The sequence below is a fragment of the Myxococcales bacterium genome (assembly GCA_016720545.1).
In the GTDB taxonomy this organism is placed as follows: domain Bacteria; phylum Myxococcota_A; class Polyangia; order Polyangiales; family Polyangiaceae; genus JAAFHV01.
Genome location: JADKKK010000034.1, coordinates 31,049 through 55,028, shown reverse-complemented (window position 1 = coordinate 55,028; position 23,980 = coordinate 31,049). Strand labels below are relative to the sequence as shown.

The window sequence follows — 23,980 nt, the reverse complement described above, 5'->3', positions numbered from 1 at the left end:
GCGCGGGCCGGCTCAACCGCCGAGCAGCGTCTTGGCGATGACCATGCGCTGGATCTGGCTCGTCCCCTCGTAGATCTGAAGAATCTTCGCGTCGCGCATGAGCTTCTCGACGGGGTACTCCTTCGTGTAGCCGTTGCCGCCGAAGATCTGCACGGCGTCGATCGCCGTGGCCATCGCGGCGTCGCCGCCGAACGCCTTCGCGCAAGACGAGGTGAGCGGCGAGGGGCGCTTCTTGTCGAGCGCCCACGCGGCCTTGCGCACGAGCAGCTGCGTGGCCTCGATGCGGATGCCCATCTCGGCGAGCATGAACTGGATCGCCTGGTGGTTGGCGATCGCCGTGCCGAAGGTCTTTCGCTCCTTCGCGTACGCGATGCACTCGTCGAGGCAGCGCCGCATGACGCCGACTGCGCTCGCGCCGATGTCGGGGCGCGTCTGGTTGAAGGTCTCCATCGCGAGCTTGAAGCCCTGGCCCTCGGGCGCGAGCAGGTTCGCCTTGTGGACCTTCACGTCGTCGAGGAAGATCTGCGCCGTGTCGCTCGCGCGCTGGCCGAGCTTGTCCTCGTGCTTGCCGACCTCGAAGCCCTCGGCCTCGCGGTCGATGATGAACGCGCCGATGCCGCGGTGCTTGAGGGAGGGGTCCTGCGTGGCGAACACCACGAACCAGCGCGCGTAGGCCGCGTTGGTGATCCACGCCTTCTGCCCGTTCAGGACGTAGTCATCGCCGTGCTGCACGAACTTGCACTGCATGCCTGCCACGTCGCTCCCCGCGTTGGGCTCGCTCGTGGCGTACGAGGCGCGCACGGGCTCCGAGGTGAGCATCCCGAGGTACTTCTTCTTCTGCTCGTCCGAGCCGCCGAGGATGACCGGCGTCGCCGCGAGCGTGTTGGCCGTCAGCGCGGTCTGGATGCCGGAGCAGCCGTAGGCGAGCTCCTCGGTGATCATCGTGCTCTCGAGCTCGCCCACACCAAGGCCGCCGTAGGCCTCCGGGATGGTGATGTTGACGAGGCCGTTCTCCCAGGCCGCCTCGAAGAGGCCCTTGGGGAACTCGGAGAGGCGGTCGGCCTCCGCGGCGACCGGGATGATGCGCTCGCGGGCGAAGCGTCGCGCGGTGTCGATGAGGGCCTTCTGCTCGTCGGTCAGCTCGAAATCGATCATGGGGCGCAACATACCGAAAGTTCAGCGCGGACGCACGCGCCGCTCGCGCCGCGCCGGCCGGATCGGGCGCTCACTCGCGCGCGCGCCGCTTCTTCTTCTCGACCTCCGCGCGGGCCGCGCGCGAGCCCATCACGAAGCCGAACACGGCGCCGATCATCAGCACGCCGGGGATGAAGATGAAGTGCTCGGGGCCAGGCGTGCCCATCAGGCGCCCTCGGCGGTCGCCGCCTCGCTTGGCGGCGCCGCGGCCGGGGCCTTCGCGCTCGCGGGCTTCATCGGGGCCGCCCCCTCGAGGCGCGCGGCGGCGCGGTCGACCACCTGCTCGAGGTCGTCGAGGCGCGCGTGGAGGCGCGCCTGCTTTCGCCAGGACATGGCAATAAATGCGAGCAAAAATAACCAGATAGCCACGTACGCTTCGACCAGGAGGACCTGCCCGCTGTGGACTTCGCCGCCCTCAACCGCCTGGAAGGTGGTGGCCCGGTCGGCGGGCTTGTCGGAGCCCTTCGCGAGGGCGCTCGAGGGAGGCGGCGGCATGGGGAGGACGTCGAGGCGCATGGTCAGGCTTCCGTTCGTTCGTCGAGGCCAAGATCGATCGCGTCTTCTTCGAGGCGGGCGAGGCGGCTCTCGACGAGGAGCACCCGCACGCGGGCCCACAGGAGCGCGACGGTGAGGAAGGTGAAGCCGGCCATGCCGAGCCAGAACGCGAGCTTCATGTCGGGGTGCTGGAGCCCGCCGCCCTGGCTGGTGACGACCGTGGGGTGCTGGCCGCCCCACTTCTGCACGCTGAAATGGATGATGGGCAGGTTGGCCGCGCCGAGGATGCCGAGGGCCGCGGCGAAGCGACGCTCGCCGGGGCCGTCACCCGTGAAGGCGCGCAGCACGAGATAGGCGACGTAGATGAGGAAGCTCAACATGGCCGTGGTGAGGCGCGGATCCCACGTCCAATAGAAGCCCCAGGCCTTCGCGGCCCACAGCGGCCCGGTGACGAGCACGCACAGCCCGTACACGACCGACAGCTCGGCGCCGGCCTTCGCGATCGCGTCGGCGCGATCGGTGGGGCGGAGCAAGTACGCGATCGAGCCCGCGAAACACGCCGTGGCCCCGAGGTACATGCTGTAGGCCGACGGCACGTGGAAGTAGAAGATCTTCTGCACGATGCCCATCGTGCGCTCGGTGGGCGCGCGAAGGAACGCGACGTGGATCGTGCCGAGCACCAGCAGGGCCGACACGAGGAGCAGCGCGGGGAACGCGACGCCCACGCGAGGCTCGCTTGCGGTCGCGCGCAGGGGCCTGCGCCGTGCCTCGAGGGTGTCTCCGGGCGCGCTCATCTGCGGCGTATCGTACCACGGACGACGCGTGTGCGACGCCCTTCGCGCGAGGCGCAGCCCTCAGGCCCGCAGGATGCCGCCTAGCTTGCGGGGCGCGACCGTGGCCGCCGTGTCTCGGAGGAAGACGAGGTTCACGGCGTTGATGGCCACGTGGGCGAGCATGGGCCCCGCCAGGCTGCCCGTGAGCTGGAACACCGCGGCGAACGCGAGGCCCATGAGCGTCGCCCAGGCCGCCCATACGAAGCGCGCGCGGCCCGGGACCTGGTGGAGCAGGCCGAAGAGGAGGCTCGAGGCCACGGCGCCGAGCGCGGGCACGAGCAGCCCGCGGAAGAAGAGCTCCTCGCCGAGGCCGCTCATCGCGGCCATGCCCAGCAGCTGGCCCGTGGTCGCGTCCTTCACGGCGGGGCGGAGGGTCTCGTGCAGGCGCCGAGCCCACGCGAAGCGGCGGACGAGCCACCGGGTCGCGATCACCGTGAGGATGGCCAGCGCCGCGCCGAGCGCGAGGCTCACGGCCACGAGCGCTGCCGCGCCGAGCGGCAGGGTCGGCGTCGTGATGAAGGGGCTCTCACCGCGGAGGGCGGCGAGCCCGAGCGCGACCACGAGCAGGCCGCCGTACACGAGGAGCAGGCGCGCCCAGCGCTTCTCTCCTGGTCGAGCCGGCCGCATCCATGTGTCGTCGCACGGCCGGCGGGGCTCTGCAAGCTCAGCGCAGCCCGGCCGGTCGGCGGGGAGAGCCCCCGGGATGTTCGCTGCCTAACTCCGCGCAGGCAAGATCTCGCGAGGATACGGCTGGTCAAGCCAGTCACCCGCCAGTAGACTGCGTCGTCGGCGCTGCCGTGGCACTCGTGCCAGCAGCCCTCGGCTCATGACCCAGCCCACCCTCGACCGCCCACGGCTCCTCATCGTCGACGATGAGAAGTACATCCGCGATATTCTTGCCGATTTCTTGGGCATGGAGGGCTACTACGTCCGCACCGCGGCGGACGGGGCGGCGGCGCTGAACGAGCTTCAGCAGGCGCACTACGACCTCATCATCAGCGACCTGAAGATGCCCCGCATGGGCGGCATCGAGCTGCTGGAGGCGGTCGGGGCCGCCGCGCCCAACGCGCTCACCATCATCATGACGGGCTTCGGCACGGTCGAGACCGCGATCGACGCCATGAAGCGTGGCGCGTACGACTACATCCTGAAGCCGTTCAAGGTGGAGGAGGTCATCCACGTCGTCCAGCGCGGCCTCGAGAAGCAGCGGCTCTCCGCGGAGAACATGCGCCTCCGCGAGGCCCTCTCGCTGTACAAGGTCTCCGAAGCCATCAGCGCGAGCCTGTCGCTCGAGCAGGTGCTCGCGACCGTGGGAGACACCGCGCTCACCGAGCTCGACGCGGAGAGCGTCTCTACCTGGCTCGACGACGGCGAGGGTGGCTTCTTCGAGCGGCAGAGGCTCTTCGCGGCGCACCTGCCGGCCGACGTCTGCGCCCAGCTCGGTACGTTCGAGCCGGAGGCGTTCGTCGAGCACTTCGCCGCCGACACCGTGCTGCTCGACCAAGGGGTGATCGCCTCGCGGTTCTTCAAGCAGCCTCCGGTGAGCCCGGCCACCTCGCTGCTCGCGGTGCCGCTGCGCATCAAGACCCGACTCATCGGCTGGGTGTGCCTCACCTCGTATGCCCGCACGACGCGCTTCGACGAGGGCCAGCGCAAGCTCCTCTCGATCGTGGCTGCGCGCACGTCGGCGGCGGTCGAGAACGCGCGCCTCTACGAGGACCTGCGCGCCACCTTCCAGCAGACGATCCAGGGGCTCGCCAAGGCCATCGACAAGATGGATCGCTACACCGCCGGCCACTCCGATCGGGTGGCGCTCTACAGCATGTTGCTCGCGAAGCGCCTCGGGCTCGGGCAAGACCAGGTCGAGGTCGTCCGGCAGAGCGCGCTCATGCACGACATCGGCAAGATCGGGTGCGTGATGAACCTGAACAAGCCGGGGAAGCTCACGCAGGACGAATACGAGACCTTCAAGCAGCACCCCGGGTACGGCAAGGACATCCTCGAGCCGATCAAGTTCTTGAACCCGCTCATCCCCGGCGTGTACCTCCACCACGAGCGCTGGGACGGTCGCGGCTACCCGCTCGGGCTGAAGGGCAACGACGTGCCCGTGATGGCGCGCATCGTGTCGGTGGCCGACACCTACGACGCCATGACCAGCGATCGCGCCTACCGCCGCGCGCTCCCGCACGAGGTCGCGCTCAACGAGATCGATCGCTGCTCGAGCACCCAGTTCGACCCCGCGATCACCGACGCGTGGAACGAAGGCATCGAGGAGTTCCGCGAGCAGCAGCGCGCCGAAGGCGTCGACGTCCCCGAGTAAGCCGCCGCGCGCGCGGCGCTCGCGCTCGGCCCCGACTGTGCGAGGAGAGGGCCATGCTGGAAGACGTTCTCCGCGAGTGCCTCACGTTTGACGACGTCCTGCTCCTCCCCGCGTACAGCGACGTCCTCCCCCGCGACGTCGACACGCGCTCGCCGCTCACGCGGCGCATATCCCTCGCGGTCCCGCTGCTCTCGGCGGCGATGGACTCGGTCACCGAGGCTCGCATGGCGCGCGCGATGGCGCTCGAGGGCGGGCTCGGCGTGCTCCACAAGAACCTCACCCCGGAAGAGCAGGCCGCCGAGGTCCGCGCGGTGAAAGAGGCGCCGCAGGTGGCGCTCCCGGCGCACGCCACGGTCGACGCCGCGGGGCGCCTCCGCGTCGCCGCGGCGGTGGGCCCGGGGCCCGATCGCGAGGCCCGCGTCGAGGCGCTCGTCGCCGCCGGGGTCGACGTGCTCGTGGTGGACACGGCGCACGGCCATTCGAGGGGCGTGATCGACGCCGTGCGGGCCATCAAGCTCGCGCACCCCACGCTCGACGTGATCGCCGGCAACGTCGCCACCGCCGACGCCGCGCGCGCCCTCGTGGACGCGGGCGTCGACGCCGTGAAGGTCGGCATCGGCCCCGGCAGCATCTGCACGACGCGCGTGGTGGCGGGCGTGGGGGTGCCGCAGATCACGGCGATCGCCGACTGCGCGAGAGAGGCCGAGCGCGCGGGCGTGTACGTCATCGCCGACGGCGGGATCAAGCTCTCGGGCGACTTCACGAAGGCCCTCGCCGCGGGAGCGCGGACGGTGATGATCGGCTCGCTCTTCGCGGGCACCGACGAGGCGCCGGGGGAGGTGGAGCTCCTCATGGGGCGGGCTTTCAAGAACTACCGCGGCATGGGGTCGCTGGGCGCGATGTCGCGCGGCAGCAAGGACCGCTACGGGCAAGGCGGCACCGCCGACGAGAAGCTCGTGCCCGAGGGCATCGAGGGCCGCGTGCAGTACCGCGGGCACCTCGCGGCCATCCTGCACCAGCTCGTGGGTGGGCTGCGCAGCGGGATGGGCTACGTCGGCGCGCGCACCGTCGACGAGCTCCGCGAGCGCGGCCGCTTCGTGCGCATCACCTCGGCGGGCCTCCGCGAGAGCCACGTGCACGACGTGACCCTGGCCGTCGAGGCGCCCAACTACCGAGGGTGAGGCGGGCGGAGACCGACATGAAACATCTGACCTTTCACTGGCTAGGCCGCGGCCGTTACGAGGGTGTCCATCGGCTCCAGCAGGCCCTCGTCGAGGCGCGCGCCGCCCACCAGGTCGGCGACACCGTCCTGCTCGTGGAGCACGAGCCGGTGATCACCCTTGGCCGCAGCGCCAACGCCGAGAACGTCCTCGCCGATCCCGCCACCCGCGCGGAGCGGGGCATCGACCTCGTCGAGACGGGTCGCGGGGGCGACGTCACGTACCACGGGCCGGGGCAGCTCGTGGTCTACCCCGTGCTCGACCTGAAACCCGACCGCTGCGACGTGCGACGGTACGTCCGCGATCTCGGCGAGGTGATGGTGCGCCTGGCGCGCAGCCACGGGCTCGACGCGGGGTACGTGCAGGGCTTCGTGGGGACGTGGATCGATCTCGACTCGCCGCGGCGGTTCGACTGCGCGGCGGCCGAGGCCACACTGAACGGCGTCGCCGCGTCGGGCGCGGGGCTGCGGCTGGGGAAGGTCGGCGCGATCGGCGTGCGCCTCTCGCGGTGGGTCACGATGCACGGCTTCGCGTTCAACGTGAGCACCGACCTCGCCGGGTTCGCCACCATCGTCCCGTGCGGAATCTCCCAGCACGCGGTCACGTCGCTCGCGTCGCTCGGGGTGAGCCACGCCTCCGTCGAGACGGTGGCGCGCTCGCTCGCCGTACCGCACTTCGCAGCGGTCTTCGAGGTGAGCTCGGAGGTGGCGTCGCTCGAAGATACGCAGCAGCTCGTCGATCGCTTCGGGGCGCTCGCCGCGCCGGCCAGCCCGCAGGCCGACCGCTGACCGACCGCCGCGTCGCGCCTTGCTCGCGCCCCGGCCGCCCCGTACGATGACGGGGTGCCGCCCCTCCGCGTTCGCGCGCGCGTCCTCCTCGCCGTCGTCACCGTCGCGGGGCTCGGTGTGGCGTGCGGCTCGTCGACCGCGACCCCCGACGCCGCCGACGCGACGGCTCCCACCCCGGTCCCGAGCGTGCCCACCGTGCCGAGCGCGCCGCCCGTGCCGAGCGCGCCGCCGGACGCCGCGCCGGACGCGTCTCGGGACGCCTCGCTGGACGCGCCCGAGGCCGACGCGGGCGTGGAAGAGGCGGCGAGCCCCGACGCCGCGCCGCCCGTGCTCCCGTGCAACGGCGCGTCGGAGCTCTGCGGTCGCCGCTACGACCAGGTCGCGTACGTGACCTCGCACAACGCCATGTCGAATTCGGACGCCCTGTTCATCGCGCCGAACCAGAGCCGCAGCGTCTCCCGGCAGCTCGCCGCCGGAGTGCGCGGGCTCATGCTCGACACCTACTCCTTCCTCGGCGGCACGTACCTCTGTCACGGCAGCTGCGCGCTCGGGGCCACGTCGCTCACCACCGGGCTCTCGGACCTGCGCGCATTCCTCGACGCGAACCCCCGCGAGGTGGTGACGATCATCTTCGAGAGCTACGTCACGCCCGCCGCCACGCAGGCGGCGTTTGCCTCTGCGGGCCTCGAGCCGCGCCTCCACGCGCAGCCGCGGAGCGCCCCCTGGCCCACGCTCGCCGAGCTCATCGCGCGCGACCACCGCGTGGTGGTCTTCACCGACAGCGGCGGTGGCGCGTACCCCTGGTACCACGCGGTGTGGAGCTACGCCTTCGAGACGCCCTACGCGTACAAGACCGCGGCCGAAATGCGGTGCGTCGTCAACCGCGGCAGCACGTCGAACGGCCTCTTCATCTTGAACCATTTCCTCACGAACCCGCTCGCCAGCGAGTCCCTCGCGCGGCAGGTGAACTTCCAGCCGTTCTTCGGGGATCGGGCCGCCGCGTGCCAGACCGCGTTCGGCCGGCTCCCGAACTTCGTCACCGTCGATTTCGAGTCGATAGGCGACGTGGTGCCGGTGGTGCGCTCGCTGAACGGACTCCCCGTCCCCGCCTAGAAGGCGCGGGGCTGTCGGCCTTCGCCAAGGGCCCGAGGGGGTGTCCGCTTTTGCGCGGTGGAGGTATTCATGTTCGAGAGCTGGGGCCTGGGGGCTAACGATCTTGCGATCTGGGTAAGGTCCGGCGCGATGCTGAAGGCCAGGTGGCGGGTGCGCGGACTGCTCGTCTTCGCCGTTCTCACAGCCTCAGCCCGCGTCGCGTGGGCGGAGGGTCGTTCGCCCGCGGCGCTCCGCCGCGCCTGCAGCGGCGACCCTCTCGCTCGCCGACGCGCTCCGTCTCGCGGAGGCGCGGGCCCCGCAGGTCCGCGCCGCGTCGCTCGGCGTGGCCGAGGCGGAGGCCCAGCGCACGGCCGCCGGGCTCCGCTTCGACAACCCACGCCTCACCGTCGAGGGCCGACCGGCGGTCACGGGGGGGCGGTTCCTCGGCGACATGGGGTACGGCGGCACGTTCGAGGTGCCCTTCGACGTAGGCGGCGCCCCTCCGGCGCGCGCGCGCGAGGCCGAGCGCGGGATCGACGTCGCCAAAGCCGACGTGGACGTCGAGCGCCGGCGCGCGCGCCGCGAAGTGTGGAGCGCCTACGTGCGCGTGCGCGCTTCAGAGCGGCGGGTCGAGGAGATCCAGTCGGTGCTCCGCATCGCCGAGCGCATCGTGCAGGCCTCGGCGCGTCGCGCGGCCGCGGGCGCCGCGGGCGACGTGGACGAGATGGCCGCTCGGAGCGAGCTCGCCGTGCTCCAGGGGCTCGCCGAGTCGGCCGCCCGGCAGCGGGAGTCACAGCTCATGGAGCTGCGAGGGCTGCTCGACCTCGACGCGGGGCGCCGGCTCGACCTCGTGACCCCGCTCGCGGAGCCAGCGCCCGCCGCGGCCGAGGCCGACCTCATCTCGCGCGCCCTCAGCCGCCGGCCCGAGCTCGCCCGGTCGCGGGCCCGCGTGGCGCAGCTCGTGGCGACCGACGCGCGACTCGCCCAGGAGCTGTTCCCCCGGCTCAGCGTGTACCTCGGCGTCGACGCGGCCCCGGTGTCTCCCATCTTCGGCCAGCTGGGCCTCTCGGTGGAGCTCCCGGTAGCGCAACGCAACCAGCGCGCGCGCGCCGTCGCGCAGCGCCAGCGGACGACCGAGGAGACCCTCACCGCGCTCCTCTTGCGGCAGATCGTGCGCGACGTGAGCGCCGCGCGCTCCGCGTACGAGGGGCGCCGTCGCGAGCTCGACATCCTGAGTCGCACCGCGCTCCCGGCGGCCGAGCGTACGCTCGAGCTGGTCGAGCTCGGCTGGATCGCCGGCCGCTTCGACATTTTTCGCGTCACCACCGCCGCCCGAGACGTCGCGCGGGTTCGTGCGCTGCGCATCGACGCGCTCGAGGCGGCCTGGCTCGAGCACGTGGCGCTCGACTACACTGTGGGAGGAGCCTCGTGAGCCCCGAAGCTGCACCTGCCGCACCGAACAGCGCGCCCACCCGCGGCGCCACCGCGCTCCGCTGGGGCGCGGCGGCGCTCGCCGCGGTCGCGTTGGCGGGGGGCGTGGTCTACGCCGTTCGCCACAAGGCCCCGGTCGAGGCCGAGCCTCCGCGCGACGTGCCCACGTTCGATGGGTCGGCGATCCGCTTCTCGCCCGCCTACGCCGAGCGAGTGGGCCTCGTGTTCGCGAAGGTCGAGAGCGGCGATCTGTCACCCACCTCGAACTTCACGGGCACGGTCGCGTTCGACCCGGAGCGGGTCGCCGTCGTGGGCGCCCGCGTGGCGGGCCGCATCAGTCACGTGCGCAAGTTCGACGGGGACATGGTCAAGGCGACCGACACCCTCGCCGAGCTCGAGAGCGCGGAGCTCGGCTCGGCGCAGTCGGCGCTGCTGGTCGCGAAGGCGCACCTCGCGGCGGCGGAGGCCAACGACCTCCGCGAGAAGCAGCTCGCCGAGGCGAAGGTCTCCTCGGCGCGCGACGCCGAGCTCGCGCACGCCGTGGCGCTCGCGTCGAAGGCCGAGGTCATGGGCGCCGAGCAGCGCGTGCGAGCGCTTGGAGGCTCGAGCGCGACCGGGGTCGGCGTGTTCCGGGTCACGAGCCCCATCGCCGGCAGGATCGTCGAGTCACACGTCTCCCGTGGCCAGTCCGTCGACCCGTCGGCGACGCTGTTTCGGGTCGCCGACCTGTCCCGCGTGTGGGTGGAGCTGTCGGTCTTCGAACGCGAGCTCGCCGGGCTGCGCGCGGGCGACGACGTCGAGCTCTCCCCCCAAATCAACGCCGCGGTGGTCGTGAAGGGCAAGGTCGCCCACGTGGGCGACGTCATCGATCTCGAGACACGCAGCGCCGACGTGCGCATCGTCGTCGACAACGCCCACGAGCTCTTGCGCCCCGGTCAGTCGGTCACGGCCCGCATTCATCGCCAGGTGGTGAAGGCGGAGGGCTTCTTGCTCCCGAGCGAGGCGCTCACGACAGTCGACGGAAAGGTCACGGTGTTCGTGCTCCGCGAGAAGAACGCCGTGGAGCCACGCACCGTCGTGGTGGGCGCGCGCGACCGGACCCGCGTGCAGGTCACCTCCGGCCTCGCGGCCGGCGACACGGTGGTCTCCAAGGGAGTGTTCGCGCTGAAGGCCGAGATCTTCCGGTGAGGGAGCGAGCCTGATGCTTTCCGCGATCGTCCGTGCCTCGATACGACTCCGCTTTCTCATGCTCGCGCTGCTCGTGCTGCTCCTCGCGGGCGGCGTGGGCGCCGCGCGGGCGCTGCCTATCGACGCGGTGCCCGACGTGTCCACCGTGCAGGTGGCGGTCCTCACCGACTGCCCGGGGCTCGCGCCCGTGGAGGTGGAGCGCGTCGTCACCTTCCCGATGGAGGCCGCGCTGAACGGCCTTCCTCACCTCACCGAGCTCCGCTCTGTGTCGCGCGACGGACTCTCCGCGGTCACGGTCATTTTCGACGACAAGACCGACGTCTGGTTCGCGCGACAGATGGTGCTCGAGCGGGTCCGGGGCGTGGAGGCGGGCCTGCCCAAGGGGTCGGGGCGCCCGGAGCTCTCCCCCGTGTCGGGTGGCCTCGGCGAGATCTACCAGTTCGTCGTGAGGTCCGACCGCCACTCGCCGATGCAGCTCCGCACGATCCTCGACTGGGAGATCGTGCCCAAGCTCCGCAGCGTCCCCGGCGTCATCGAGCTCAACACGATGGGCGGCGACCTCAAAGAATACCAGGTCGTCGTCGACCGCTCGCGCCTCCACAGCCACGGCATGAGCCTGCGTGACGTCGCGGATTCGCTCGAGAAATCGAACGTGAACGTCGGCGGCGGGTACCTCGATCGTGGCGCCGAGTCGTTCACGCTCACGGCCGTCGGCAAGCTCCGAAACGAGGAGGAGATCGCGAACGTCGTGCTCCGCACGGCGGCCGACGGCACCCCCTTGCTGGTCAAGCACCTCGCCGACGTGCGCGTGGGCTCGGCCCTCCGCCACGGGGTCATCACGCGGGACGGCGAGTCCGAGGCCGTCACGGGCATCGTCATGATGCTCGTCGGCGCGAACAGCCGCGACGTGGTCGCCGCCGTGAAGCGCAAGGTGGCCGAGGTGCAGGCCGAGCTGCCACCAGGCGTGCTGATCGAGCCCATTTACGACCGCGCCGACTTCGTCGGGCGCACCGTGTCGACGGTCATGAAGAACCTCGTCGAGGGGGTGGTCGTGGTCACCGTGGTGCTCGCGCTGCTGCTCGGCACGCTGCGCGGTGCGCTGATCGTCGTGTTGGGCATCCTCGCGTCCATGGCGATCGCGCTCTTCGGGATGCTCTTTTTCGGCGTCACGGGCGACCTCATGAGCCTAGGGGCGATCGACTTCGGGTTCTTGGTAGACGGCCCGATCATCATCCTCGAGAGCGTGATGGCGGCGACCGCGGGGAAGCACTTCGCCGACGCCGCGCGACGTCGCGAGTACGGTCGCGTCGCGTCCGGCGTGGTGCGGCCGGTCGCGTTCTCCGTGGCGATCATCCTGCTCGTGTACATCCCGCTGCTCGCGCTCGAGGGCATCGAGGGCAAGATGTTCAGGCCGATGGCCATCACGATGGCGTGCGCCCTGTTCGGCGCGCTCGTCTACTCCGTGCTGTTCTTCCCGGCGCTCCTCGTCACGTTCGTCCCGCCGCCCAAGGGGCACACCGCCCGGTGGCTCGCGTGGTCCGAGCGACACTACAGCCGCCTGCTCGATGCGGCGATCAGCGGCCGGTGGCCGCTCCTCGGGGGCTCCGTCGTGGCGCTCGTCGGGAGCTTCGTGCTCCTCGCGGGCGCGGGCGCCGACTTCGTGCCGCGCATCGACGAGGGGGACGCGGTCGTCACGATCCGCCGAGCGCCGTCGATCGGCCTCGGCGAGGCGAGGGAGCTCGATTTCAAGGTGGAGCGCGTCCTCCGTCGCTTCCCGGAGGTGGTGACCACCCTCGGCATGACGGGGCGCGCCGAGGTCGCGATCGACCCCGTCGGCAACGACAACACCGACATGTTCGTCCACCTGAAGCCCAAGAAGGAGTGGAAGACGGCCACCGACCTCGACGGGCTCTCGGTCGCCATGAAGAACGCGATCGAGAGCGAGGTCGAGGGCACCTTCGTGTCGGTGTCGCAGCCGATCGAGGACAAAACCAACGAGCTTATCAGCGGGTCGCGCGCCGACGTGCAGGTCGCCATCTTCGGGCCCGACCTGAACGAGCTGAAGCGCCTGAGCGAGGTCGTGGGCGCCACAGTGCGCTCGGTCCCGGGCGCGGGCGACGTGCGCGTGGAGCGTGTGCTCGGCGCGCCTTCCCTGGTGGTTCGGCCCGATCGCGTCCGCCTGGCGAGGTACGGCGTCGCCGCGGAGGACGCGCTCTCGGCCATTCAGGCGGCGCGCGTCGGCATCCCGGTGGGCTCCATTTACGAGGGGAACAAGCGCTTCGACCTGCGCGTGCTCGTGCCGCCGCGGTCCACGTCGGTCGAGGCGATCGGCGAGCTCTTCGTCGAGGCGCGGGGCGGCGCGGGCAAGGGGAAGGCCGTCCCCCTCGCGGAGGTCGCGACCGTCGTCGAGACCGAGGGCCCCACCCAGGTGCGGCGCGTCGGGCTCACGCGAACCGTGCGCGTCGAGGTCAACCTCCGCGGCCGCGACCTCGTCTCGTGGGTGAACGAGGCGCGCGCCACCGTCGACAAGAAGGTGAAGCTCGACACGGGCTACCGCATCGAGTGGGGCGGTCAGTTCGAGAACTTCGAGCGCGCGCAGGCGCGCCTCGGCATGGTCGTGCCGATGAGCTTGGCCATCATTTTTGGCATGCTCCTGTGGATGTTCCAGAGCGCCCGGTACTCGGTTTCGGTGTTCCTCGTCGTCCCGTTCGCGCTGACCGGCGGCATCCTCGGGCTCGTGCTCCGCGGTCTCTCTTTCAGCATCCCGGCGGCGGTGGGCTTCATCGCCCTCGCCGGCGTCTCGGTGCTGAACGGCGTCGTGATGGCCGACGAGGTGAAGCGGCGCGTCGCGTCGGGCGTGGAGGTGAGGGTCGCGGTGCACGAGGGGGCTGTCCACTCCCTGCGCGCGGTGCTCACGACGGGCGCGGTCGCCGCGCTCGGCTTCCTGCCGATGGCGCTCGCGACGGGCGCCGGGTCCGAGGTGCAGCGGCCGCTCGCGACCGTCGTCATCAGCGGGATCGCGTTCTCCACGCTGCTCACCATGTTCATCCTCCCGGGCTTGCTCGCGATCCTCCTGCGTCCCGAGGAGGGCGACGGTTACAGCGAGTCGCCGCCGCCGATGTCGTTCGAGGAGCCGCCCGTCTCCGAGTCTATGTAGAGTGCATGTGAAGTTATCGCGCGAGGGCGGGGGGCAGCGCCCGGCTCTTCGTGGCGAGCGCCACGAGCTCGGTCGCGAGGCCGGTCGGTCGCGCGGCGGGCAGGAGGCCGCGGCGCCGGAGCGCGTCCACGCCGCCCACCGCGAGCACGAGCCACAGAAGCACGAGGGCACCGAGCGCCACGTGCACCGCGCGGCCGTGCGTAGGGGGTGGCCGCGTAGGGGGCCCCGATGAGCCGGCCCGTCGCGCGGGCGCGGTCGGCGCGATGCGCTGCGGAGGCGGGGGCGCGGTCTGAATCGGGAGCGAGGGCGGGAACGGCCTGAGGACCGGGACGGGGACCGGGGCCGCACCCGGGGGCGAGGACGAGACCGCTCGCAGGGGCGTGGTGCGGCCGGCCCGGGCCTGGGAGCCGGAGCTCACCGCCACGGGGGGCGTGGTCGACGGGCGGAGCAGCAAGACGGGCGACTCGAGGGTGCCTACGAGGTCGGCGTCGCTCACGGGGTCGTACGCGCCGCTCGACGCGTCGGGTGCGGGCGAGGACGGCGGCGCATCGAGCCGCGTCGGCGCGGCGAGGTGTGCCGGCGAGAACGGCTCCGGTGATCTCGTGCGCAGGGGCGTGTCCTCCCCCAGGTCGCGCGCGGGGCCGCGCTCGTCGGGGACGCGTCGCAGGCACCGGGCGAGCGCCCGCGCGACCACGCCGGCGGTCGGGCGACCGAGCGGGTTCTTGCAGAGCATCGACGCGACCAACGGGCCGACCTCGGCGAGCGCCTCGTCCGAGAGGCGCCCCCGGGGCAGGCTCTCGCGCAGCGCCGGCGCGCCTCGCGCTCGGACGGCGCGCGCGCCACGCAGCGAGCGCTCGGCGTCCTCGAAGGGGTGGCGGCCGGTGAGCGCCTCGAAGAGGACGAGCCCGGCGGAGTAGACGTCGGTCTCGGGGCCTTGTGCTCTGCCGAGCACGAGCTGCTCGGGCGCCGCGTAGTGGGCCGTCCCGAAGAAGCCGTCCTCGGGCGCCGACTCCGCGTGCACGAGGCGCATGACCCCGAAGTCAAGAAGCTTGACGACCTCCGCGCCGTAGGCGTCGACGTGGAGGAACACGTTCGAGGGCTTCACGTCGCGGTGCAGGAGGCCTCGCTCGTGCACGTAGTGCAGCGCGCGGGCCAGGTGCTCGGCCGCCGTGAGCGCGCGCCGCGCCGACAGCGCTCCCCGGTTCATGTGGTCCCGCAGCGTGCCGCCACGGAGCCGCTCCATGAGGAAGAAGGGCTGTCGCTCGTCGTCGGTGCGATCGAGGCGCATCACCGTGACGATGTTCGGGTGGTCGAGCCGCGCGAGCGCTCTCGCTTCACGCTCGAAGCGCTCGAGGCTCTCCGCGTCCGCCGCCAGGTGCGGGTCGAGGAGCTTCAGCGCGAAGCGCTTACCAAGGTCGCGGTCCTCGACGTCGAGGACGTGGGCCATCCCGCCGCGCCCGAGGCGCCCCACGACTCGGTACTCGACGCCGGCGGCGCGGACGGTGTCCCCTGGCTCAGGGGCGCGGTGCTCAGGTGCGGAGGCGGCTCGGTGGTTCATGCCGGCTCATCGGCCGGTCCGCGGGCTTCGTTGCGTGATCGTGCGAGTCGCACGCGTCGTGGGTCGCGAGTCGCGCCAAGCGACGCCGTTGGGATTCGATTGAATGACAGCGGGGCGCGGGGAAACGCACAGCTTGCGTCGCCCGCGCGAAAATTTTTCGCCCGGGCGCCACACATCGGATAACGCTTGGGGATCGCGCGCGCCGGGGAAGTGGCGCCGCGAACAAGAACGGGCGAGCTTCGGCGCGTCCTTAGGAGGCACATGCGTAACAAGACAGCTCTCTTCGCTTTGTTGGCCATCACGTCCGCGGGTGCGTTCGCCGCGTGTGGCGACACGCCCGGCACGGGCGCCGACGCGGGCGCGGACGCCACGCCGACGACCACGGTCCCGACGGTCACCCCGCCGGGAGACGCGAGCCCGGACGTGGTGGACCCGCCGAAGCCGGGCGTCGCCGCGGGCCCGAGCCGTGGCTCGGCGGTCGCGCTCTCGTGGGACGACAAGGTCCTCGTGTCCGTGAACCGCGACGTGGGCTCGGTCACCGTCTTCAGTGTCGCGTACACGACCGACGGCAAGCCGCCGACGCTGACCAAGAAGGCCGAGGTGCCCGTCGGGAAGGAGCCCTGGCAGGTCGCGATTTCGCCCGACAACGACACCGCCTTCGTCGTGCTCCGCGAGGAGCAGAAGCTCGTGCGCATCTCTGGCCTCTCCTCGACGCCCACCGTGAAGGGCACCGTGGCGGTGGGTTCTGAGCCCACGGCGGTCGCGCTCTCGCCGACCGGCAAGACCGCGTACGTCGCCAACTGGGTCGACGGCACCGTGACCGCGGTCGACACCGCCGGCATGACCGTGAAGAAGACCATCGATCTCAACGCGGCGCTCATCGCGACCGGCTTCCTCGGCGCCGGCGTCACGTCGCGCCCGGGGCTCGCGCACCCGCGCTCCATCGCCGTCACCAACAACAACAACGAGAACGACGACGACGAGAACCTCTACGTCACGGAGTACTTCGGCCAGCGCACGGCGCCCGAGTCGAGCGCGTCGCCGGGCAACGCGGCGGCGATGGACACGAACCACGACGGCGTCGTCTACAAGGTGAACGTGGGCGACGGCGCGGTGTCCACCATTCGCCTCGGCGCCATCGCCGACACGGGCTTCAAGGACTCGGCCACCAACACCGCCGGGTGCTTCCCGAACCAGCTCCAGTCGATCACGATCGCCGGTAAATTCGCCTACGTGAGCCACGTGTGCGCGTCGCCCCGCGGCCCCACGGGCGGCGTCGTCGAGGCGAACTTCAAGACCACCACGCACGGCGCCGTCTCGGTCATCGACATCGCCAAGGGCACCGAGGTCAAGGCCGGCACGAGCAGCCTCCACCAGAAGATGGAAGCGCGCTTCAACACCGGCACGCCCACGCCCGACAACGCGCGCAAGTACCCGGCGGTGCCGACCGACATGGCGTTCGTGAAGGACACGAGCGTCGGCTACGTCGCGGCGAACGCCATCGACGCGGTCTTCCGCGCTCGCTACGACGACACCGGCAGCTTCGCCGAGGCCGGCACGGCGGCGGGCAACCCGTTCATCGACACGAACCCCGCGGGCATCCCCGCGGCCGGCTCGGGCAAGAACCCCATCGGCGTGGCGACGGCCAACACCGACGCGAACAAGCGCTTCATGTTCGTCGTCAACGACGTGAGCCGCAACGTGCAGGTGATCGACCTGAACACCCAAGCGGTCGCGGGCGGCGCGGCTACGCCGACCTTCGCCGAGAGCGCCGCGCAGCCGGCCGCGGGCTCGCCGGCGGAGCACGTCCTCAAGGGCAAGCGCTTCTTCAACACCGGCGCGGGCCGGTGGTCGTTCAAGGGCCAGGGCTGGGGCGCGTGTCAGTCGTGCCACATCGACGGCCTCACCGACAACGTGACCTGGTCGTTCGCCCGCGGGCCGCGGCAGACGGTGAGCCTGGACGGCAGCTTCTCGAAGAAGGACCCGACCGACCAGCGCATCTTCAACTGGACGGCGATCTTCGACGAGGTCTCCGACTTCGAGGGCAACACGCAGGGCGTCTCGGGCGGCGTCGGCGCCATCGTGTCGAAGGCGAGCGCTCCCATCGACAACGCCGATCGCATCCCGCTCGGCGCGGTCCCGGTGGGCGCGGGCACGGAGAACCACGGCGCGCTGAGCGGCTCCTCGACCGCCGTGGCCGACAAGGGGAACCCCCTCGGTCTCACCGCGCCGAGCATCCTCTCGGACTGGGCCGAGATCACCGACTACGTGAAGACCGTCCGCTCGCCGAAGGGCGTGTCGGGCCTCGACGCGGCCAAGGTCGCCACGGGCAAGAACCTCTTCACGAACGACGGCAACTGCCAGGGCTGCCACGGCGGCGACAAGTGGACCATCTCGAAGCGGTTCTACGACCCGTCGCTCGCCACCACGAACGCGCTCCGGGGCACCGCGTGGACGGCGCCCGGCGGGTTCCCGGCCGCGCTGCTGCCCACCGAGTCGGGCACGGGCGCCATGCGCCTCGACCCGGCGAGCCTCCCCGATGCGACCACCATCGGGAACTTCGACCAGCTCCTCTGCATCCTCCGCCCCGTGGGCACCTTCGGCGTGGCGGACGCGATCTCGGGCGTGAGCGAGTTCCGGCAGAGCTCCACGGCGGCGACCCCGGTCGCGGCCCAGGGCAACCAGGCGTTCGGCCGCGGGTTCAACCCGCCGTCGCTGCTCAGCATCGCGGCCGGGGCTCCCTACCTCCACGCGGGCAACGCCGCGACCCTGGAGAGCCTCTTCTCCGTGACGTTCAAGTCCCACTACCAGGCGCTCGCGCCGAACTTCCTCACCGAGACCGATCCGGTCGCGCGGGCGAAGGTCGTCGAGGCGCTGGTGCAGTACCTGCTCTCGATCGACAACACGACGGCGACGGTGGCCATCCCGACGCCGGGCGCCACGGGCGGCGACTTCTGCGCAGCGCCGTGATCTCATAAGTCAACGAAGTTGACCAAGTGCGGGTGCCCTCTAAGGGGCGCCCGCGCTGCTTTTTTGGCGATTTCTCTCGTGGCTTGAGCGAAGCCGGACCGGTAGGCTCTCACCCGCACGAAGGAGACGGCACATGCAAGGCAACGGCGGATACGGAGGCCCCCCGGGGGCTCCTCCGGGTGGGGGTGGCGGCGGGTACGGTCCGCCTCCCGGTGGTGGCGGCGGCGCTTACGGCCCGCCTCCTGGTGGTGGCGGTCCCCCGCCCGGCGGTGGCGGGTACGGTCCGCCACCTGGCGGCGCTGGTGGCCCGCCGGGGGCGTACGGCCCGCCGCCGCCGCAGCAGCAGCAACAGCAGCAGCAGCAAGGCGCGTACGGCGCGCCTCCTGGCGCGATGGTGCAGGCGAACCCGTACGGCGTGCAGGGCGCTCAGGGGGCCGGGATGGCCCAGGGCGGCGGCGGCACGGTGATGGGCATTCCCCTCGAGCCGGGCGAGCGGGTCATCTGGTTTCAGCGCCACGACTACACGGTCGACAAGGTCATCTTGTGGATCTTCGGGGTGCTGTTCCTCATCATGCTCATCGGCATCATCTTCATCATCCTCGCCATCATTCACGACGGCAGGAACCCTCGCGCGCACGTCATCACGAACCGCCGGGTCATCGTGATCGACGGCAAGGGGCAGCCGCAGTCGTACGCGCTCGACCAGATCGCCGATCTCGAGCCGGTGCGTCAGTCGGCGGGCGGCGGCGGGGGCGGGCTCATCGGCCTCGCCGTGCGCGCGGCCGTCACGGCCGTCGCGAACCACATGGCGAACCAGAACGCGAAGGTCGATCCCAACTACTGGAATCGCACCATCGCGGTCACGCTCACCACCCACCATGGGCAGCGCGTGCAGGTGCCCGCGGCGCTCAAGTACGGCAAGATGTTCGGCGCCACCCTGGCCCGCGTCGTGTTCATGCGCGAGGCCGAGTCGATGCCGCAGGTGCAGTTCCTGCCCTGACACGAGCGCGCGCGACGCTCCAACCAGGATGATGCAGCGCCCCGTGCCCCGCTCTCCGCAGCGGGCCGCGGGGCGCTCGCTTGCGCGTACACGACTACGCGGCGACGTGAGGCTTGCCGGACCCGCGCCGAGGGGCTACCCCACACCCCGGCCCATGCTCCGCTACCGCGCAGACATCCGCACCCTCGGCTTCGTCGGCTTCTACTACGCCTTCCTCGCCTTCGCGCTGTGGGCCTGGTCGCGCGTCGGCGTCGGGTCGCGGGTCGGGCTCGTGGTCGTGCTCATGTGCGTGTCGTGGTTCTGCGCCGTCATCACGCACAACTCGCTGCACACGCCGGTGTTCCGGCAGCGCTGGGCCAACAAAATCTTCCAGGTGCTCCTCACCTGCTCGTACGGCTTCCCGGTGAGCGAGTACGTGCCCGGGCACAACCTGAGCCACCACAAGTTCACCCAAGAGCGCCGCGACATCATGCGGACCACGAAGGTCGACTACGGGTGGAACCTGCTGTCGTTCCTCATGTTCTTCCCCACGGTGGCCGTAGGCGTGACGCGTGCAAACTACAAGTACACCGCGATCATGAAGACCAAGCTCCCGAAGTGGCACCGCCAGCTGCAGCTGGAGCTCGTGTTCGCGTGGGGCTCGAAGGCGATCCTCTTTCTCCTCGATTGGCGGAGCGCCCTCTTCCTCGTGCTCGTGCCGCATCTGTGGGCCGTGTGGGGCATCACGAGCGTGAACTACCTGCAGCACGACGGCTGCGATCAGAACCACCCGGTGAACCACTCGCGCAACTTCATGGGGCGCATCTTCAACTGGTTCACGTTCAACAACGGATTTCACGGCATCCACCACGAAGAACCTGGCCTCCACTGGAGCCTGCTCCGCGAGGAGCACATGAAGAGGCTCCACCCGACCATCCACCCGGAGCTCGAGCAGCCCTCGCTGTTCCTCTACCTGCTCCGGGCGTTCGTGTGGCCGGGCAAGCGCGTGCGCTTCGACGGCGCGCCCTACGTGGTCCCCGCCGACGGCCCCGACGAGAACTGGATCCCCGAGAAGCTCCCCGGCGCCGATCTCGGCGCGGAGGGCGCGATCGCCGTCGAGGCGTAGCGCCGTACGCAGCGCGCGCGGCGGCATCTCGCCACGTTCGTCCGACCGTTCGCTTTTCGCTCCCACCCGCGGGCGCATGAGCGCTAAAACCGCGGCGTGAGCACGTCGACCCAGCCCTCGCAGAACGGCGCCGAAGCCGCCCCGGACTCGCAGCTCGCGCCCGAGCTCCTGGTCCGCATCCATTCCCACATGTTGACCGCCCGCGTGCTGGAGGAGCGGCTCATCACGATGTACCGCCAGGGCGACGGCTACTTCTGGATCGGCGGCCCTGGCGAGGAGGCCTTCTCGGTGCCCCTCGGCCTGCTCGTCCACAAGGGCGAGGGCGTGCAGCACGACTACCTGCACCTTCACTACCGCTCGAGCGGTACGCTGCTCGCGCTGGGCGCCGACCCCGTCGACTCGCTCCGCCAGATGAAGAACACGGCCAGCGACCCCTACTCGGGTGGACGCAACTTCGCGAGCCACTACTCCGTGAAGAGGTGGAACGTGGTGCCCGTGTCGTCTCCGATCGAGGTGCAGTACTCGATGGCGACGGGCACCGCGCTCGCGCAGAAGCGCGCCGGTTCGTTCGGGATCACCATCGTCCAGGGGGGCGACGCGGGCACCGCCGAGGGCGATTTCGCCACGTGCCTCGTGTGGAGCTCGCGCAAGGGCCACGAGGCCCCGGTGCTCATCATCGTCACGAACAACGAGTACGGAATCTCGACCCCGTGGAAGGGGCAACACGGCGAGGAGCGCGTGAGCGATCGTGGCAAGGCGTTCGGCATGCCCACCGCGACGATCGACGGCAACGACGTGGAGGCCTCCTATCGCGCGATCCAGAAGGCGATGGACTACGTGCGCACGGAGAAGAAGCCCTACCTGCTCGAGGCGATGGTTTCCCGGCTGAACGGGCACTCGTCCGCGTCGGGCGCGAACTTCGTCACGACCGAGCGCGACGGCCTCGCGGAGCTCGAGACCAAGCTCGTCGACCGAGGGATCAAGACCCGGCAGGAGCTCGACGAGCACCGCGCGCGCATCACGAAGGAGCTGCTGGAGGCGAGCAAGCTCGTGCGCGAGGAGCCGCAGCCGCTCGGCAGCACGATCTACGACCACATTTTTACCGACAAGAACCTCGCCGCGGGGGAGCGCTGACATGGCCACTCTCGTTCAAGCCGTGCGCATGGCGCTCCACGTCGGCGAGGAGCAGCTCGGCGTCACCGACATCTTCGGCGAGGACATCGGTCCGCCGCTCGGCGGCGCGTTCACGCAGACCCAGGGCCTGCGCACCGCGTGGAACTCGCCGCTCGACGAGCGCGGGATCATCGGCACGGCGATTGGCCTCGCCCTCGCGGGGGAGCGGCCCGTGTGCGAGATCCAGTTCTGTGACTACATCTTCAACACGATCGATCTGCTCAAGATCGCGGGCAACACGCTCTGGTCGTCGAACGGGCAGTGGAACGTGCCGCTCGTGTGCATGACGCCGGTCGGCGCGGGAATTCGCGGCAGCATTTACCACTCGCACTCCTTCGACGCGACGGCGACGCACATCCCCGGCTGGAAGGTCGTGATGCCGTCGAACCCACTCGACGCCTACGGGCTCCTCCTCTCGGCCATCGTCGATCCGAACCCCGTGATGTACCTCGTCCCCAAGGCGCTCATGCGCACGCGGGCGCTGCCGCACGAGCTGATCCCGGGCGAGCCGGGGGACGAGAAGGCGCTCGCGCGCATGATCGACGCGCCCCTCGGCGACCGCTCGCGCTGGCGGCCCGAGTGGCCCAACACGCCGGTCCAGTTCGTCCCCATCGGCAAGGCAAACGTGCTCCGCGCGGGCACCGACGTCACGGTCGTGTCGTGCGGTCGGCTCGTCCGTGAGGCCGCGCGCGCCGCCGACGAGCTCGCCGAGGAGGGCGTCTCCGCCGAGGTGATCGATCTGCGCTCCCTCTACCCGTACGACTGGGAGGCGATCCGCGACAGCGTGCGCAAGACGCACCGCCTGCTCGTCGTGAACGAGGACACCGAGGTCACGAACTTCGGAGAGCACCTCATCCGCCGGGTCGTCGAGGAGCTCTTCTACGAGCTCTATGCGCCGCCACGCCTGCTCGCGGGGGCGTTCGTGCCCGGGGTTGGGCTCGCCGACAACCTGGAGCACGCCAGCGTGCCGCAGCGGGCGGACATGGTGCGCCTTATGCGCGACCTCGCGCGCCACGAGCCCTGAGCGGCCCGCCTCTGCTCCTCAACGCCGAGGTCTCGCGGCCCGCGTTCAGCTCGCGACGGCCACGGGGTGAGCCCAGACCTCGTCGAGGAACTCGGCCAACACCGCGTCGAGGCGGTCGGGACGGAAGCGCCACTCGTAGAGCGAGCCCGCGCTGACGAGCCGCGCGCCGGTGAGCTCCTTGGCGGTGCGGTCGGCGTCGCTGAACGGGTGGATCGGATCCGAGGGGTGCCCGATCACCAGCGTAGGCTGGCGGATCTTGCGGCGCTGCGACGCGGGGGGCGCCGTGCGCCCGAACGTGAGGCCGTCGAGGATGGCGAGCGACGATCCCGGATCGCGGCGCGCGAAATCGATCGGGATGTCCACGAGCCAGTGGGTGCGCGGGATCTTTCGGCAGAGCCAAGACACGACGCCCATGCTCCGCTTGCTGAGGCGGATCGCGAAGGCGAGCGGGACGAACACCGCCCCGGCGGCGGCCAGGCCGTTCTCGAGTACCGGCATCTCGAGTACGAGCGCGCGCACGCGGCTCGGCGCGAGGGCGACGGCCTCGAGCGCGACGTTGGCGCCGAGCGAAGTGCCGCCCACGACGGCCTGGGCGACCCCAAGGTGATCGAGCAGCGCGATCACGTCGGCCCCGAACTGAGGCATCGAATACGCCTCCATGTCGTGCGGCTGCTCCGAGTCGCCGTGGCCGTACATGTCGACGGTGACGACGCGGTGACCTCGCGCCGCGAGCGTCGGCGCGAGGTGGGTGTACATGCGGCTGTCCATCAGCAGGCCGTGGGTGAGGACGACGACCCGGGGGCCGCTGCCGAAGGTGCGGTAGGCGATGCGGCGGCCGTCGTGCACGAAGGTCTGCGAGGCGGGGACAGCGGTACGACTCATGGGGGCTCCTCGCCACAGTCTGTACCGAGTCTCGCGCCGTGGGGAGCCTTTCGTCGGGGAGGCTCGATCGACCGTCGCCCGCCGAGCCGCGAGCCGCGTGCAGGTCGACATCGGTGGGTCGAGCCACGCCGCACGGGTAGAGTGGGAGGGGGAGGGCGCCGGCGTCGAGACCGCAAGGAAGCCGAGGCGCAGCTGCGGGATCCCTGCCAGTTCTGCAACGTCCTGCGCGGTGAGCTCGGCAAGTGGCGCCGTAGCGAGGTCCCACCGGCGCCGTGCGACGCCGGCGACGGAGGCTGACGCGTCCGGGTGACCGCACGGGATTCGTTGCATCTGCGGAGCGCGCGGGCTATCGCTCGGGCGTGGCGCTCGCGTCGGACCTCCCGTCCTCCGCGCGCTCCATCCGCGACGTCGCGGGGCACTCGCCCCGCAGGGAAGCCGGTGAGAACCCGGCGCGGCACCCGCCACGGTGAACGGGGACGAACCTGCGCAAGCCACTGGGCTTCGGCCTGGGAAGGGCGCAGGGGAGGACGATCCGCAAGCCCGGAGACCG

Annotated in this window: 18 protein-coding genes and 1 riboswitch; of the genes, 12 read left to right on the top strand and 6 right to left on the bottom strand. The window is 71.0% G+C overall.

Annotated features, from left to right (window positions below; genetic code table 11):
* Window positions 1-12 precede the first annotated feature (12 nt).
* From IPQ09_26940 to IPQ09_26925, 4 genes are all read right to left on the bottom strand, one after another.
* Window positions 13-1,155, bottom strand: coding sequence for an acyl-CoA dehydrogenase family protein (locus tag IPQ09_26940; GenBank protein MBL0197785.1), 1,143 nt, complete (start codon window positions 1,153-1,155; stop codon window positions 13-15).
* 204 nt (window positions 1,156-1,359) lie between these two features.
* A complete protein-coding gene (locus tag IPQ09_26935) occupies window positions 1,360-1,689 on the bottom strand; it encodes a CcmD family protein (GenBank protein MBL0197784.1) in 330 nt (109 codons plus the stop codon).
* 23 nt (window positions 1,690-1,712) lie between these two features.
* Window positions 1,713-2,483 carry a cytochrome c biogenesis protein CcsA gene (gene ccsA, locus IPQ09_26930; protein ID MBL0197783.1) on the bottom strand — a complete coding sequence of 257 codons (771 nt, stop codon included), beginning with the start codon at window positions 2,481-2,483 and terminating at the stop codon, window positions 1,713-1,715.
* A gap of 60 nt (window positions 2,484-2,543) precedes the next feature.
* Window positions 2,544-3,149, bottom strand: a complete 606-nt coding sequence (locus IPQ09_26925; protein ID MBL0197782.1) for a CPBP family intramembrane metalloprotease — start codon at window positions 3,147-3,149, stop codon at window positions 2,544-2,546.
* Window positions 3,150-3,348: 199 nt separating this feature from the next.
* Between IPQ09_26925 and IPQ09_26920 the strand changes: the two genes are divergently transcribed.
* From IPQ09_26920 to IPQ09_26890, 7 genes are all read left to right on the top strand, one after another.
* Window positions 3,349-4,842, top strand: coding sequence for a response regulator (locus IPQ09_26920; protein MBL0197781.1), 1,494 nt, complete (start codon window positions 3,349-3,351; stop codon window positions 4,840-4,842).
* A gap of 53 nt (window positions 4,843-4,895) precedes the next feature.
* Window positions 4,896-6,023, top strand: coding sequence for an IMP dehydrogenase (locus IPQ09_26915; protein ID MBL0197780.1), 1,128 nt, complete (start codon window positions 4,896-4,898; stop codon window positions 6,021-6,023).
* A gap of 17 nt (window positions 6,024-6,040) precedes the next feature.
* Window positions 6,041-6,850 (top strand): lipoyl(octanoyl) transferase LipB, encoded by an 810-nt coding sequence (lipB, locus tag IPQ09_26910; protein ID MBL0197779.1) that lies wholly within the window; start codon window positions 6,041-6,043, stop codon window positions 6,848-6,850.
* Window positions 6,851-6,904: 54 nt separating this feature from the next.
* Window positions 6,905-7,963, top strand: coding sequence for a hypothetical protein (locus IPQ09_26905; GenBank protein MBL0197778.1), 1,059 nt, complete (start codon window positions 6,905-6,907; stop codon window positions 7,961-7,963).
* Between the two features lie 322 nt (window positions 7,964-8,285).
* On the top strand, window positions 8,286-9,374 hold the full coding sequence (locus tag IPQ09_26900; protein MBL0197777.1) for a TolC family protein: 1,089 nt from the start codon (window positions 8,286-8,288) through the stop codon (window positions 9,372-9,374).
* Complete coding sequence (locus IPQ09_26895) at window positions 9,371-10,561, top strand: efflux RND transporter periplasmic adaptor subunit (GenBank protein MBL0197776.1); 1,191 nt, start codon at window positions 9,371-9,373, stop codon at window positions 10,559-10,561. Before IPQ09_26900 ends, IPQ09_26895 begins: the two co-directional genes overlap by 4 nt.
* A 13-nt stretch (window positions 10,562-10,574) precedes the next feature.
* The gene (locus IPQ09_26890; GenBank protein MBL0197775.1) at window positions 10,575-13,718 is read left to right on the top strand and encodes an efflux RND transporter permease subunit; all 3,144 of its coding nucleotides are present in this window, start codon (window positions 10,575-10,577) and stop codon (window positions 13,716-13,718) included.
* A 13-nt stretch (window positions 13,719-13,731) separates the two neighbouring features.
* On the opposite strand, the gene IPQ09_26885 is transcribed toward IPQ09_26890, so the two are convergent.
* Window positions 13,732-15,276, bottom strand: a complete 1,545-nt coding sequence (locus IPQ09_26885; protein ID MBL0197774.1) for a protein kinase — start codon at window positions 15,274-15,276, stop codon at window positions 13,732-13,734.
* Between the two features lie 261 nt (window positions 15,277-15,537).
* Here IPQ09_26885 and IPQ09_26880 point away from each other — a divergent pair, with 261 nt between their 5' ends.
* From IPQ09_26880 to IPQ09_26860, 5 genes are all read left to right on the top strand, one after another.
* Window positions 15,538-18,246 (top strand): hypothetical protein, encoded by a 2,709-nt coding sequence (locus tag IPQ09_26880; protein ID MBL0197773.1) that lies wholly within the window; start codon window positions 15,538-15,540, stop codon window positions 18,244-18,246.
* 133 nt (window positions 18,247-18,379) lie between these two features.
* Window positions 18,380-19,246 (top strand): hypothetical protein, encoded by an 867-nt coding sequence (locus tag IPQ09_26875; protein ID MBL0197772.1) that lies wholly within the window; start codon window positions 18,380-18,382, stop codon window positions 19,244-19,246.
* Window positions 19,247-19,400: 154 nt separating this feature from the next.
* Entirely contained in the window at window positions 19,401-20,351 is a 951-nt protein-coding gene (locus IPQ09_26870) for a fatty acid desaturase (GenBank protein MBL0197771.1), read from the top strand.
* Window positions 20,352-20,540: 189 nt separating this feature from the next.
* Window positions 20,541-21,485 (top strand): thiamine pyrophosphate-dependent dehydrogenase E1 component subunit alpha, encoded by a 945-nt coding sequence (locus tag IPQ09_26865; GenBank protein ID MBL0197770.1) that lies wholly within the window; start codon window positions 20,541-20,543, stop codon window positions 21,483-21,485.
* A gap of 1 nt (window position 21,486) precedes the next feature.
* Window positions 21,487-22,548 carry an alpha-ketoacid dehydrogenase subunit beta gene (locus IPQ09_26860; GenBank protein MBL0197769.1) on the top strand — a complete coding sequence of 354 codons (1,062 nt, stop codon included), beginning with the start codon at window positions 21,487-21,489 and terminating at the stop codon, window positions 22,546-22,548.
* A 45-nt stretch (window positions 22,549-22,593) separates the two neighbouring features.
* Here the strand turns inward: IPQ09_26860 and IPQ09_26855 are convergent, their stop codons facing one another.
* Window positions 22,594-23,430 (bottom strand): alpha/beta fold hydrolase, encoded by an 837-nt coding sequence (locus IPQ09_26855; protein ID MBL0197768.1) that lies wholly within the window; start codon window positions 23,428-23,430, stop codon window positions 22,594-22,596.
* Between the two features lie 429 nt (window positions 23,431-23,859).
* Window positions 23,860-23,979: riboswitch (cobalamin riboswitch) on the top strand.
* Window position 23,980 lies beyond the last annotated feature (1 nt).

What these genes read in the sequence shown, in the direction of transcription:
- IPQ09_26940 (MBL0197785.1), bottom strand. Translation starts at nt 1,155, where the DNA reads ATGATCGATTTCGAGCTGACCGACGAGCAGAAGGCCCTCATCGACACC.
- IPQ09_26935 (MBL0197784.1), bottom strand. Translation starts at nt 1,689, where the DNA reads ATGCCGCCGCCTCCCTCGAGCGCCCTCGCGAAGGGCTCCGACAAGCCC.
- ccsA (MBL0197783.1), bottom strand. Translation starts at nt 2,483, where the DNA reads ATGAGCGCGCCCGGAGACACCCTCGAGGCACGGCGCAGGCCCCTGCGC.
- IPQ09_26925 (MBL0197782.1), bottom strand. Translation starts at nt 3,149, where the DNA reads ATGCGGCCGGCTCGACCAGGAGAGAAGCGCTGGGCGCGCCTGCTCCTC.
- IPQ09_26920 (MBL0197781.1), top strand. Translation starts at nt 3,349, where the DNA reads ATGACCCAGCCCACCCTCGACCGCCCACGGCTCCTCATCGTCGACGAT.
- IPQ09_26915 (MBL0197780.1), top strand. Translation starts at nt 4,896, where the DNA reads ATGCTGGAAGACGTTCTCCGCGAGTGCCTCACGTTTGACGACGTCCTG.
- lipB (MBL0197779.1), top strand. Translation starts at nt 6,041, where the DNA reads ATGAAACATCTGACCTTTCACTGGCTAGGCCGCGGCCGTTACGAGGGT.
- IPQ09_26890 (MBL0197775.1), top strand. Translation starts at nt 10,575, where the DNA reads ATGCTTTCCGCGATCGTCCGTGCCTCGATACGACTCCGCTTTCTCATG.
- IPQ09_26885 (MBL0197774.1), bottom strand. Translation starts at nt 15,276, where the DNA reads ATGAACCACCGAGCCGCCTCCGCACCTGAGCACCGCGCCCCTGAGCCA.
- IPQ09_26880 (MBL0197773.1), top strand. Translation starts at nt 15,538, where the DNA reads ATGCGTAACAAGACAGCTCTCTTCGCTTTGTTGGCCATCACGTCCGCG.
- IPQ09_26875 (MBL0197772.1), top strand. Translation starts at nt 18,380, where the DNA reads ATGCAAGGCAACGGCGGATACGGAGGCCCCCCGGGGGCTCCTCCGGGT.
- IPQ09_26870 (MBL0197771.1), top strand. Translation starts at nt 19,401, where the DNA reads ATGCTCCGCTACCGCGCAGACATCCGCACCCTCGGCTTCGTCGGCTTC.
- IPQ09_26865 (MBL0197770.1), top strand. Translation starts at nt 20,541, where the DNA reads ATGTTGACCGCCCGCGTGCTGGAGGAGCGGCTCATCACGATGTACCGC.
- IPQ09_26860 (MBL0197769.1), top strand. Translation starts at nt 21,487, where the DNA reads ATGGCCACTCTCGTTCAAGCCGTGCGCATGGCGCTCCACGTCGGCGAG.
- IPQ09_26855 (MBL0197768.1), bottom strand. Translation starts at nt 23,430, where the DNA reads ATGAGTCGTACCGCTGTCCCCGCCTCGCAGACCTTCGTGCACGACGGC.